10 protein-coding genes are annotated in these 13204 nt (G+C 57.4%); 3 read left to right on the plus strand and 7 right to left on the minus strand.

Annotated features, from left to right (window positions below; genetic code table 11):
• Positions 1-18: 18 nt before the first annotated feature.
• Genes AC2TEM_RS08525 through AC2TEM_RS08545 form a run of 5 tightly spaced genes read right to left on the minus strand, consistent with a single transcriptional unit; the run spans position 19 to position 6559 of the window.
• Positions 19-1182, minus strand: a complete 1164-nt coding sequence (locus AC2TEM_RS08525) for a M20 aminoacylase family protein (RefSeq protein WP_170424145.1) — start codon at positions 1180-1182, stop codon at positions 19-21.
• 17 nt (positions 1183-1199) lie between these two features.
• Positions 1200-2363 (minus strand): M20 aminoacylase family protein, encoded by a 1164-nt coding sequence (locus AC2TEM_RS08530; RefSeq protein ID WP_170424147.1) that lies wholly within the window; start codon positions 2361-2363, stop codon positions 1200-1202.
• A 14-nt stretch (positions 2364-2377) separates the two neighbouring features.
• The gene (locus AC2TEM_RS08535) at positions 2378-3544 is read right to left on the minus strand and encodes a M20 aminoacylase family protein (protein ID WP_170424149.1); all 1167 of its coding nucleotides are present in this window, start codon (positions 3542-3544) and stop codon (positions 2378-2380) included.
• Positions 3545-3566: 22 nt separating this feature from the next.
• Positions 3567-4733 carry an acetylornithine deacetylase gene (argE, locus tag AC2TEM_RS08540; protein WP_170397101.1) on the minus strand — a complete coding sequence of 389 codons (1167 nt, stop codon included), beginning with the start codon at positions 4731-4733 and terminating at the stop codon, positions 3567-3569.
• Positions 4734-4738: 5 nt separating this feature from the next.
• Positions 4739-6559, minus strand: coding sequence for an ABC transporter ATP-binding protein (locus AC2TEM_RS08545; protein WP_170397103.1), 1821 nt, complete (start codon positions 6557-6559; stop codon positions 4739-4741).
• Positions 6560-6844: 285 nt separating this feature from the next.
• On the opposite strand from AC2TEM_RS08545, the gene AC2TEM_RS08550 reads away from it, so the two are divergent.
• From AC2TEM_RS08550 to AC2TEM_RS08560, 3 genes are all read left to right on the plus strand, one after another.
• Positions 6845-8551, plus strand: coding sequence for a peptide ABC transporter substrate-binding protein (locus AC2TEM_RS08550; RefSeq protein WP_170397105.1), 1707 nt, complete (start codon positions 6845-6847; stop codon positions 8549-8551).
• A 94-nt stretch (positions 8552-8645) separates the two neighbouring features.
• On the plus strand, positions 8646-9653 hold the full coding sequence (locus tag AC2TEM_RS08555) for an ABC transporter permease (RefSeq protein ID WP_170397107.1): 1008 nt from the start codon (positions 8646-8648) through the stop codon (positions 9651-9653).
• Positions 9646-10626 (plus strand): ABC transporter permease, encoded by a 981-nt coding sequence (locus tag AC2TEM_RS08560; protein ID WP_170397109.1) that lies wholly within the window; start codon positions 9646-9648, stop codon positions 10624-10626. Before AC2TEM_RS08555 ends, AC2TEM_RS08560 begins: the two co-directional genes overlap by 8 nt.
• A gap of 6 nt (positions 10627-10632) precedes the next feature.
• On the opposite strand, the gene AC2TEM_RS08565 is transcribed toward AC2TEM_RS08560, so the two are convergent.
• Both AC2TEM_RS08565 and AC2TEM_RS08570 read right to left on the minus strand, forming a co-directional pair.
• On the minus strand, positions 10633-11769 hold the full coding sequence (locus AC2TEM_RS08565; RefSeq protein WP_170424153.1) for an MFS transporter: 1137 nt from the start codon (positions 11767-11769) through the stop codon (positions 10633-10635).
• Positions 11770-11838: 69 nt separating this feature from the next.
• Positions 11839-13116: a DUF3422 domain-containing protein gene (locus tag AC2TEM_RS08570; protein ID WP_170397113.1), complete on the minus strand. Its 1278-nt coding sequence runs from the start codon at positions 13114-13116 to the stop codon at positions 11839-11841.
• Positions 13117-13204: the final 88 nt, after the last annotated feature.

Below are 13204 nucleotides of genomic sequence, written 5' to 3' on the forward strand. Positions count from 1 at the left end.
GAGCCCCCACCCTTCCCATCAAGCAGCAGGCATCCGCTGCTCAACAATCTCGGCCCACCAACTACACCCGGCAGGAATGGCCTCGTCGTTGAAATTATACTCGGGATGATGAACCATGGCCGTATCTCCATTGCCCACCAGAATATAAGCCCCCGGACGCTCTTCGAGCATAAAGGCAAAATCCTCCCCCCCCATGACAAGGGGCGCCTCGTCACAGCTGCCCGAGACCGATTTCGCCACCTCGGCCGCGAAATCGGTCTGCTCGTCACTGTTCACCATCACCGGATAGCCACGAATATAGGTCACATCCGCCGTGCCACCAAAGGTCGCTGCAACTCCTGCGCAAATCTCTTTGATCCGTTTCTCGGCAAGATCGCGCATCTCTTTGCTCATGGTGCGTACGGTGCCTTTGATCTGCACCGTCTGCGGGATCACGTTAAACGCCTTCGAGGATGTCTCGAACGATGTCACAGACACCACGACCTGATCGATCGGGTCGGCATTGCGCGAGGCAATCGTCTGCAACGCCAACACGGCCTGCGCGGTCATCACGGTCGTATCCACGGTCTCCTGCGGTTTCGCGGCGTGGCCACCGCGACCTTCAAAGGTGATGTCGAACTGATCGGTCGCGGCAAAGAACGAACCCGGACGGATAGAGAAACTGCCGACCGGACGGCCCGGCCAGTTGTGCATGCCGTAGACTTCCTGAATGTTCCAGCGCGCCATCATGCCGTCTTCGCACATTTCGCGACCACCGCCGCCACCTTCTTCAGCGGGCTGGAAGATCACCACTACAGTGCCGTCAAAATTACGCGTTTCCGAAAGGTATTTCGCCGCCCCAAGCAGCATCGCCGTATGTCCATCATGGCCACAAGCATGCATCGCCCCATCGGTTTTCGAGGCGTAATCCAACCCCGTCGCCTCGTGAATCGGCAGCGCATCCATATCAGCACGCAGACCGATGACTTTGCCACTCGAGTCTGATTTGCCCTTGATCACACCGACAACCCCGGTGCGACCGATCCCGGTAACGACCTCGTCGCAGCCGAACTCTTTCAGTTTGTCCGCGACCAAAGCACTGGTGCGGTGGGTTTCAAACAGAATCTCGGGGTTTTCATGAATATCCCGTCGCCATTCGGTGATTTCGGCCTGCAATTCGGCAAAGCGGTTCTTAACTGGCATGTCTTCTCTCTCCTAATTCAAGCCGCCGGCATCCGGCGCTCGACCATTTCGGCAAACCATGAGCATCCCATCGGGATGATCTCATCATTGAAATTGTATTCAGGGTGGTGCAGCCCGGCGCTGTCGCCATTGCCCAGCACGATGAAGGCCCCGGGGCGTTCTTCCAGCATGAACGAGAAATCTTCGCCCCCCATCACCATGGGCGCTTCATCACAGCTGCCACCTACGGAAATGGCGGCCTCAGCGGCAAATTCCGTCTGTTCTTCGGCGTTGATCGTCACCGGAACTCCACGCGTGTAGGAGACTTTGACCGTGCCACCGAAGGTTTCAGCAATACCCTCAGCCACCTCGCTTAGCCGTGTCTCGATCAGGTCGCGCATTTCGTTCGAATGCGTCCGCACTGTACCGCGCACCTGCGCCGATTGAGGGATCACGTTGAACGCTTTGGATGAGGTCTCGACCGAAGTCACAGACAGAACCGCCTGTAAAATAGGGTCCGCGTTACGCGACACGATGGTCTGAAGTGCCACGATCAGTTGCGACAACATTACTGTAGTATCAATTGTTTCATGCGGTTTCGCCGCGTGGCCGCCTCGACCTTCCAGATGGATGTCGAACTCATCCGCAGCCGCCAGCAGCGGGCCAGACCGGATCGCGAACTGCCCCGTCGGCACACCTGGCACATTGTGCATGGCATAGACTTCCTGAATGCCGAACCGATCCATCAGACCGTCTTTGCACATCGCTTCGGCCCCATTGCCGCCTTCTTCCGCTGGTTGGAAAATCACAATGGCCGTGCCGTCGAAGTTCCGCGTCTCAGACAAGTATTTCGCCGCGCCCAACACCATCGCCGTATGGCCATCGTGGCCACAGGCATGCATGGCGCCATCGGTTTTCGAGGCATAATCAAGGCCCGTCTGCTCCTGCATCGGCAGCGCGTCCATATCGGCACGCAGGCCGATCACACGACCCTGCGTGTCGGTCTTGCCCTTGATGACGCCAACAACTCCGTTGCGGCCAATGCCCGTCACAACCTCATCGCAACCGAACTCTTTCAGCTTTTCAGCCACCAAGGCGCTGGTGCGGTGGGTGTCATAGAGGATCTCAGGGTGTTGATGAATATCCCGCCGCCAACCGGTGATTTCCTCGTGCATTTCGGCAAGTCGGTTCTTGATTGGCATCTGATCCTCCCAAATCAGGCGACGGGTAATCGTCGTTCCACCAGCTCGGCAAACCAGCTGCAACCGGCGGGAATGGCGTCGTCGTCGAAGTTGTATTCCGGGTGATGGCACATGGCCGTGTCCCCGTTTCCGATAAAGATGTAGGCTCCGGGCCGTTCTTCAAGCATGTAAGCAAAATCTTCTGACGGCATAATTGGATCGGTGCTGTCATTGACCTTGCCTGCCACGGCCTGCGCGGCCTCAGCAGCATAGATGGTTTCATCGTCCGAATTCACCGTCACCGGATAGCCCGGTGTCCACGTCATCTTAGCCGAAGCTCCAAAGGCCGAGGCAGTGTCTTCGGCGATCCGGCGCACGCGTTCTTCAGCGACCTTTCGATATTCTGGGTCAAGTGTACGAACAGTTCCCCGCAACCGCACCGTATGGGCAATCACATTCGAAGCCACACTATCGGTTTCAAAAGTCCCGACGGTCAGCACCACCCTTTTGATAGGGTCCACGGTACGCGACACCACTGATTGCAAAGCTACAACAATGTGCGACGCAATCAGCGTTGTATCTACCGCCTCATGCGGGGCGGCAGCATGACCGCCTTTGCCCGTTACAACAATTTCGAATTCATCCGAAGAAGCCAGCAATGCGCCTGGTCGAATGGCAAACTCACCAACCGGCATTCCCGGCATGTTGTGCATGCCATAGACTTCCTGAATACCCCAGCGCTCCATCAGCCCGTCCTGACACATGGCCAGACCACCCGCCCCGCCTTCTTCGGCAGGCTGGAAAATCAACACAACGGTACCGTCAAAATTCCTCGTCTCGGCCAGATACTGCGCCGCGCCCAACAGCATCGAGGTATGACCGTCATGACCACAGGCATGCATCTTACCAGAAACCGTCGAAGCATAGTCCAGCCCCGTCGCCTCTTCTATGGGCAGCGCATCCATGTCGGCACGCAACCCGATAACACGGCCTAGCGTATCCTGACGTCCCTTGATCACGGCAACCACGCCAGTCTTGCCGATGCCGGGCGTGATCTCATCCACACCGAACTCCTTCAGTCGGTCGACCACAAACCCTGCCGTTTCTTCCACATCATACATCAGCTCGGGATGCATATGCAGGTGACGGCGCCATTTGGTGATCTCGCCATGCATTTCGGCGAGCCGGTTCTTGACGGGCATCTTTAACCTCTCCTTTGAGATGTTATTCGCAGAGCCTCTTTACCAGACGCTCCATAAATTTTTGACCTGCGTTGAATTGAGAAATCGTAATGAACTCATTCGGCTGATGGGCCTGCGCGATATCACCTGGGCCGCAGATAACAGCGGAATAACCAGCTTCCTGAAACTGCCCCGCCTCGGTGCCATAGCTTACCACATGTGTCGCATTGTCACCGGTGAGCGCGCGCACCAGCGTCTCAGCCTCGCCATCTTCTTCAGGCACAAGACCTGGGATCGAAAAATGCTCGGACAGCTCGATCCGGGCGTCGGGATGAACCGCTTGCATCCGCGCCTCGACTTCACGAACCTTATCGAAATAGGCCTTCTGCCAGACCGATTTTTCATCGTCCGGAACGGTGCGGAAATCCATCATGAAGCGACAGTCTTTGGCAGTGATATTATGCGCGGTTCCGCCTTCGATCATACCAACATGGCAGGTAGTCCAAGGCGGATCGAACACTGACGCAATGTCTGAAGGTTGCGCCGCCATATTCTCGGCGTTCCGATCATTGGCCCAATTGATCAGCGGCGCGGCCTCCATGATCGCATTGACGCCTGTGTGCATGATTGAGCTGTGAACTTCGAACCCCACCACATGCGTGTCAAAGCCAAACCCGCCCTTATGGCCGGTGACGGCCTGCATCATCGACGGCTCGCCCACAATCACGGCTGATCCTTTGGGCAGAACCTCCTGCATGTGGGCGATCATCGGCGGCGCGCCGGTGCAGCCAACCTCTTCATCAAAGCTCAACGCCAGTTGCAGGGGGCGTTTGGTGTCAGCGTGATGCGCCTCGACCAAGGCCCAGATCGCCAGCGCGTCAAAGCCCTTCATGTCGCAGGTGCCACGCCCGAAATACTTGCCATCTTTCTCGGTCACGACAAATGGATCGGTGTCCCAAGGCTGGCCATCGATGGGAACAACATCAGTGTGACCTGATAGGACAATCGCGCCCTCTTCCCACGGGCCGACATGCGCGAACAGAGCCGCCTTATGCGGCTGATCCGGATCAGGCCAACGATGCGGTTCGATCCCGTGGCTTTGCAGATACGCCTCGACCCAATCCACCAGCGGTAAATTCGTATCGCGACTGACAGTCGGGAATGAGATCAGCTTAGTCATGATCTCTAGCGGAGACAGGCGCTCAGCCATGAGGGTCAATATCCGCTGTCAGTGGTCAAAACAAAATGGCCCGGTTCAACCTCGTTGTATTGCGAGGGTTCGGGCGCGTATCCAATCGGATGAATTGGCGACGGGATCGGTTTGAAGTTCAAGTCTTTTTCCGACTTGCGCTTGTTCGGGTCGGCAATTGGTACCGCCTTCATCAGTGCCTGCGTATAAGGGTGCTGTGGGTTCTCAAAAACCCGAGCACGCGGGCCCAGTTCGACAATGCGGCCCAGATACATCACACCGACATGGTGACTGACCCTCTCGACCACCGCCATGTCATGGCTGATGAACAGATAGCTGAGGCCAAGCTCGGACTGCAGCTCCATCATCAGGTTCAGCACCTGCGCCTGAACCGAGACGTCCAGCGCCGAAACGGCCTCATCCGCGATGATTAGCTTGGGATTCAGCGCCAGTGCTCGCGCAATCGCAATCCGTTGCCGCTGACCACCCGACATCTCATGTGGGAAGCGGCGCATGAAGCTGCGCGGCAGTTGCACTTTGTCGAACAGTTGCGCCACGCGGTCCTGCAGTTCTGACCCCGACGCAACCCCATAGTTCCGCATCGGTTCGGCGACCTGATCAACCAACTGCATCTGAGGGTTCAGCGAGGCGAACGGATCCTGAAAGATCATCTGCATGTCCAGCCGCGCTTTGCGCAGGCCGGCCTGGTCCAGCTTCATGATGTCGACACCGTCCAGATCAACCTCACCCGCCATCGGCTCCACCAATCGCAGGATCGAGCGCCCTGCCGACGACTTGCCACACCCAGATTCGCCAACGAGGCTGAGAGTCTGCCCCCGGTTCAGCGTGAACGAGACATCTTCGACTGCATGCACGTTCGAGATGGTCCGACGCAGCAATCCGCCTTTCACCGCAAATCGCGTGGTCAGGTTCTTGACCGTCAGCAACACTTCGTTCGTACCCGGGATCGGAGCGATCTTCTGGCCTTCCTCACCCAGCAGTTTCATTGGCTCGGGCGCGGCTTTACCCTGCATCTCGCCCAATTTCGGAACCGCCGCCAGCAACGCCTTGGTGTAATCGTGCTGCGGGTTTTCGAAGATTTCTTTGACGGTGCCTTCCTCGACCTTGTTGCCGCGGAACATGACCACCACCCGGTCCGCCATCTGCGCGACGACAGCCATGTCATGGGTGATAAACATTACTGCCGTACCGGTCTCGCGCTTCAGGCGGTCCATCAGCGCCAGAATCTCGGCCTGGATGGTCACATCCAATGCAGTAGTGGGTTCATCCGCAATCAACAGGCGTGGCTCACACGCCATGGCCATGGCGATCACCACACGCTGGCGCATGCCACCGGACAGTTCATGCGGATATTGCTTCAAACGTCGCTCGGGCTCAGGGATGCGCACCTGACGCAATAGTTCCAGCGCTCGCTCTTCGGCCTGCGCTTTGTTCATGTCCTTGTGGATTCGCAATCCTTCGGTGAGCTGCCGTCCGACGGTGAAAACCGGGTTCAAGGCCGTCATCGGCTCCTGAAAGATCATTCCGATCTCATTTCCGCGAATCTGCTTCATCAGATCTTGATCGGCGTGGGACAGATCCATTTCCTCGCCGCCGCGGCGATCGAAAAGCAGTTGCCCGCCAGCAATTTCACCGCCGCCGAACTCGACCAAGCGCATCAGCGATAGAGATGAGACTGATTTGCCCGACCCCGATTCGCCCACGATACAGACGGTTTCGCCTGGGTTGACCTCGAACGAGACGTCCTCGACGCCCACCACTGGGCCATCTTTAGTTTGAAATTCGACCCGCAGTTTTTTGATCTGGGCAATTGGCTGATCCAGCACGCGCGCTCTCCCCTTGGCGGCTTTTCGGATTGGGTGCCAAACGCTAAGGCGGGCAGATGTGAAAAGTCAAACCGATAGGTCAAATTTCGCAAGGCAAGGCTTGCAATTTTCCAAAACTCTGTTTCGATACGCCGCGTAACCGTTCTGGGGAGAGGTCTGAATACACGAAGGCGATACAATCGTTTCCGTTTGATTCCAAATCCTTATCCCTTTTGACGGCCACGCCTAACCCGCGGGCATCGCGGAGATAATCGAGACACGTATGTGTCCAACATGGAGTGTATGATGAAAATCAAAACCCTTTTGCTTGGTGCGATTGCAAGCACGGCAATGGCCCCGATGGCCATGGCCGAGCGTGGATCGGACGGCAATGTCAGCATCATTTACTGGCAAGCCCCATCGATCCTGAACCCGTTCCTTTCGGGTGGCACCAAGGATGTGGAATCCGCGTCGCTAGTGATTGAGCCGCTCGCCCGGTACAATCAAGATGGCGAAATGGTTCCGTTCCTGGCATCCGAAATTCCGACAGTTGCAAATGGTGGCGTCAGCGAAGACCTGACCTCGATCACTTGGAAAATCGCGCCGGGAATCACCTGGTCAGACGGCACACCTTTCACCTCCGCTGATGTAGTGTTCACTGCAAACTATTGCATGGACCCAGAAGGCGGTTGTGCGCAGGTGACCAAATTTGAAGGTGTCACCAATGTCGAAGCTGTCGATGATCTGACCGTCAAAGTCACATTCGATGCGCCGACCCCGTTCCCTTACGGCCCGTTCGTGGGTGGTGAGAGCCCGATCATCCAGGCGGCACAGTTCGCGGATTGCATGGGAGCCAAAGCGCCCGAATGCACCGAGCAGAACTTTAACCCGATCGGCACAGGCCCGTTTGTTGTCACCGAGTTCAAGCCAAATGACGTGATCACTTTCAAGGCCAATGATAACTACCGTGACCCGGCAAAGCCTGCGTTCGCAACGGTGACATTCAAAGGCGGTGGCGATGCAACTGCTGCTGGTCGTGCGGTCATGGAAACCGGCGAATTTGACTATGCCTGGAACTTGCAGCTTGCGCCTGAAGTGATCGCGCAGATGCAGGAAGGCGGCAAAGGTACTCCGGTCGCAGGCTTCGGCCCGCTGGTGGAACGCATCATGCTGAACCAGACCAACCCGTCGCCAGATCTGCCGGAGGGCGAGCGTTCGACTGCAACGCATCCGCACCCGTTCCTGCAGGACCCTGCTGTTTACAAGGCCATGTCGCTGGCCATCGACCGGCCGCTGCTGGTTGAAATCGGCTACGGTCAGGCCGGTAAGGTTACCTGCAACTGGGTACCTGCGCCTGCCGCGGTGAATTCCGACACATTCAGCTGCGATACTCAAGATATCGAAGGTGCCAAGAAGCTTCTGGATGACGCGGGTATCGTTGATTCCGATGGCGATGGCATCCGTGAAAAAGACGGTGTACCGCTGAAGATTGTCTACCAGACTTCTACCAACGCAGTTCGCCAGGACTTCCAGGCGCTGATCAAAGAATGGTGGAGCCAAATCGGTATCGAAACTGAGCTGCGCAACATCAATGCTTCGGTCTTCTTTGGTGGTGATCCGGGTTCGCCTGACACCTTCCAGAAGTTCTATGCCGACGTTGAAATGTATGCCAACACCTTCAACGGCACTGACCCGCAGTCCTATCTGGGCAACGGCCTGTGCGACAAGGCACCCAAGCCTGAAAGCCAGTGGCAGGGCGAGAACATCAGCCGTTTCTGCAACGAAGAGTTCGACAAGCTGCATGGCAAGCTGGCCGAAACCGCAGGTGCGGATGAGCGCGCGCAGATCGCGCGTCAGCTGAACGACATCATGGTTGAAAATGGCGGAATGATCCCGCTGGTGCACCGTGGTCGTCTGTCGGCACACGCCAATACGCTGGGTGGCGTTGTCCTGAACGTTTGGGACAGCGAGCTGTGGAACATTGCGGACTGGTACCGCAAGACCGGTTCCTAAGCGTTAATCTTGCAAAACCGCGCCCCGACCCATATCGGGGCGCGGTCATTTGCAGACCACTCCAACAAGAAGACGCATATAAAGGCGCCTCTTAATGCTCAACTTTACCATCAGACGACTGGTGCTGGCCGTTCCCACGCTACTGTTCATCAGCCTCGTCATCTTCCTGCTCCTCGAACTCGCACCCGGCGATCCGATGGCGCAGGTTCCACTTACCGTCCCCCCCGAAGTCAAAGAGAAGATGCGCGAGGCACTGGGCCTCGGTCAGCCGATGCATATCCGGTTCTGGAAATGGATCGTGCAGTTCTTCTGGATCGAACCGCAGGTTCTGGTCGACTCGATCTTTGGTACAACCTTCTCCGAAGGTGACCTGCGCGTGATTTCGTGGCAGACCCGCTCACCCGTCATGGACATCGTCGTTCAGCGCATCCCGCAGACCCTGTGGGTTGTTGGCACCGCTTATGTGGTCGCCATCCTGATCGCCCTGCCCATCGGTATCTATTCGGCTTACCGGCAGTATTCCTGGTTCGACCAAATGGGCACATTCGTGTCGATGGTCGGCTTCTCGGTACCGCCGTTCTTCTCGGGCGTATTGGTGATCGTGATCTTCTCAGTCCAGCTTGGATGGTTCCCGTCGATCTATGACACCACCCATGTGGTCAATAGCTGGGACAGCTTTGTTGTACAGCTGAAACAGATGATCATGCCGGTCATGGTTCTGGCTCTGCAGATCACCGCGCAGCTCAGCCGATTCATGCGCGCCTCGATGCTGGACAACCTTAATCAGGATTATGTCCGCACCGCCCGCGCCAAGGGCCTCAGCGAATATACGGTCGTCATGGTCCACGTCCTGCGCAACTCGATGATCCCTGTGGTCACCGTTATCGCGCTGGGTATTCCAGCCATCTTCGGCGGAGCGATCATTACCGAGCAGGTGTTCAAAGTGAACGGCATCGGCCAGTTGCTGATCGGGGCTATTCAGGCCAATGACTTGCCGATGGTCCAAACCCTGACCTTCATATTTGCAGTGCTGATCGTCCTGTTCAATCTGATCGCCGACGTTCTCTATGGCATTCTGGACCCGAGGATTCGTTATGACTGATCATGATCGTACCGATACACTGGTCCCGGACGAAGGGCTTGCGCCCGCCTCGACAGCGCTGCCAACCACCGATGTGATGGAAGAACTGGCCACCCCACCACGGAGCCAATGGCGCGATGTCTGGGATCAGTTCAAGACCCACAAAGGCGCGATGATCGGAGCGATTCTGTTCATCTTCATCGTCGCAGGCGTCTATCTGGGCCCGTACTTATGGAGCATCGACCCCACTCAGATCGACATCCGTTCGCGCAATCAGGGCCCCAGTTGGGCGCATCCCTTTGGCACCGACCAGTTGGGCCGCGATATCCTAGCTCGCATGATGTCAGGCGGTCAGACATCGGTGTCAGTCGGCATCACCGCGATGCTGTTGGCGCTGTTTCTGGGCTCGTTCATCGGTGTTCTGGCCGGGTTTTTCAAGCGGCTGGATGGCCCACTGATGCGCCTGACGGATCTGTTCTTGGCCTTGCCGTTGCTACCGCTGCTGCTGGTCATGATGCTGCTCTTCCGCGAGCCGCTATCTGCTGCCTTCGGGTTAGAGCGTGGAATCTTCATCCTGATCGTCTGCGCCATCGGCATCACCTCATGGATGCCCACAGCGCGGATCGTGCGCGGCGATGTGCTGGCGATCAAAGAGCGTGAGTTCGTTCTGGCCGCCCGGTCCATCGGCACCAGCAATGGCCAGATCATCACCCGGCACATCCTGCCGAATGTTCTGTCTCCGATCATGGTGTCGGCCACGCTGGGGATTGCAACTGCGATCATCACCGAAAGCGCGCTTTCCTTCCTCGGCCTCGGATTTCCGCCGGACTTCCCGACATGGGGTCGGCTGCTCTTCGATGGCGTCGACTATCTGCAGCAATACCCCGAGCGCGTGTTCTGGCCCGGACTGGCGATCTCACTAACCGTCCTCAGTGTAAATTATCTGGGTGACGGCCTGCGCGATGCGCTGGATCCACGTATTCGCGGACGTTAAGCGAACTTAGTCGGCGCGCTTCAGCGCGCCGGCCAATACGATGATCAGAACGGCCAGCGGTAAAAGAACTGCAAAGGCAAATCTCAGCGTCATCAACTCGGCCAGAAATCCGATCAGAGGCGGCCCAATCAATAAACCTCCGTATCCCAAAGTCGCGACGCTTGCGATCGCCTGTCCGGGCGGGACATGCGGGTCGTTGGCCGCGCGGCTAAAGGCCAGAGGCATGATTACCGCATAGCCCACTCCCATCAGAGCAAAACCCGCCAAAGCCAATCCTGCCCCTCCCGCCGATACCACGCCAAACACGCCCAGCGCGGCGCAAACGCCGCCAAATCGTGCTGTTGCAACAGGCCCGAAACGCGCGATCACCACCCCGCCCGCAAGCCGGAACGCAACCATCATGACCGAGAAGACCGCATAGCCTAACGCCGCGATACTCTCAGCCGCACCGGTAACGTCACGCAGGAAAATCGCGCTCCAATCCGCAACAGCCCCCTCGCCCAAAGCGCCGCACAGCGCTGTGAAACCCACAAGGATTAGGGCACCCGACGGCAAAGCGAACACCGATCCAGGTTTTGAAGCCGATCGTTTCGAAGTCCAGCGTACCCAAGACAAAACAAGCGCAAGCGCGACGACAACACCACCCGCTAGCAGAAAATGTTGCAACACCGACAGCCCCATCTGTACGGCAGCGTATCCGCTGAGCGCTCCCAGTCCGGCTCCAAGGCTCCACATCGCGTGAAAGGACGACATGACCGGCTTGTCATAGGCCTGTTCGACCTCTGCCGCCCAGGCGTTCATCGCAACATCCATCGAGCCATGGAAGGCTCCGAATACAAACAGAAACGCCGCAAGCGACCAGAACCCGCCGGCGAGAGCCAAAAGAATCAGGGAAAAGGTGTAGAGAACCGCGATAACCCGCGTGATCGCCACCGCCCCAAACTTGTCGGTCAAACGGCCTGTTATCGGAAACGAACACACGGCCCCTGCAGCCATGAACAGCAAACCAAGCCCTAGCGCCTCGTGAGTCAGATCCAGCCTGTCCCGAACCGCAGGTATGCGCGATGCCCAGATGCCGAACAGCGCACCGTTCAGGATAAACATGGCGGCCACAGCCCGCCACGCCGCAACAATACCGATCACAGGGAATCCTCATAAAATCTGCCAAACGCCACCCGTTCTACAGATCATTCGTCGCCCGGCATAGACCGCTTATTCAATTCGCTTCCGGATCTGGCGCACCCCGAACCAAACGGCAAGGATGACAGGCACGGTCACAATTGCCGTCAGCATCCCTTTGCTAATCCCGGCCTGCGTCAGTGGGTAGAGCAAGTAGCTGACCAGAGACACCGCATAGTAGCTGATCGCCACCACAGATAATCCCTCGACTGTATGCTGCAATCTAAGGGCCAGATCAGCACGCCGGTCCATGCTTTCCAGCAGAGCCTGGTTTTGAGCGCTGCGTTCGACATCGACACGGGTACGCAACAGGTCGCCGGCGCGAATAGCCCTGTCGGACAAGGCCTGCAAACGTCGCTCGGTTGATTTCACCGTCCGCATCGCGGGGTCATAACGACGCATCATGAAATCGGCAAAACTCTGACGTCCATTGAATCTTTGTTCACGCAACACTTCGATGCGCTGATTAACAATCGCCTCATAGGCACCCGTGGCGCCGAACCGAAAAGAACACCGTGCCGAAAGTGTCTCAAGCTCGATCGAAGTAGACAGAAGATCCGGCAACAATTCGTCCGGGTGGGCTGTTTCATCGGACATCTGCCCCATCAGGCGGGTCAATTGACCATCCAGTTCGCCGATGCGCGGCATCAGTTGCTTGACCCGTGCAAATCCCAGCATCGACATTGCCTTGTAGGTCTCAATCTCGCACAGCCGCTGAACGATCCGCCCGGTCCGACGCCGCCCGGTGCCTTTCTTGACAAACATCGCAAGCCGCATATGCCCCGCCGGATCAATCCGGAAATCACAAGCGCAGATCGCAGCATCGTCCAGCACCCGCGCCACTGCTAGGCTTTCCGGCTCGAACCACTGAGCCAGCGAAGCCTTTGCCGCCTCATCTCCCTCGTACTCTACCACGCGAATTAAGGCCGATGTCACGCGCTGCCCCGGGCTCGCCATCAACCAATCTGGCGGAAACACCTCAAAGTCTGCCGGATTGAACGCACGTTCACTGACGTTCGGAGTGATCGCGGTAAAGGTCACAAACTCGGTATGTTGTTCCCATTTCAGCCAATGACGCCCGATCTGACCCGCGTAGTGAGTGGCTTCTGGCTGAGGGTGCTGCGCGCCGTGGCGATCCAGCAGATTGATCAGGTGGGCCATATCCTCGCCACGATCGCGCGTAACCGCTTCTTTGGGCTTCTTGATCGCCAGAAACACAACCGTGCTGGGTAAGGGTGCAACCGGAAATGGGCGTGCATGCAGTTCATTGGCCAGCGTATAGCGAAGCGGATGATTGTCTATGGGCGTCATGTAAGGCTCCGGTGTATCACCGGCACTATAAGGCAGACCGACACAACATCAATTGTTTATTTATTTCAATTACTTACAAGGATACAAC

Source organism: Ruegeria sp. HKCCD3925 (genome assembly GCF_057221175.1).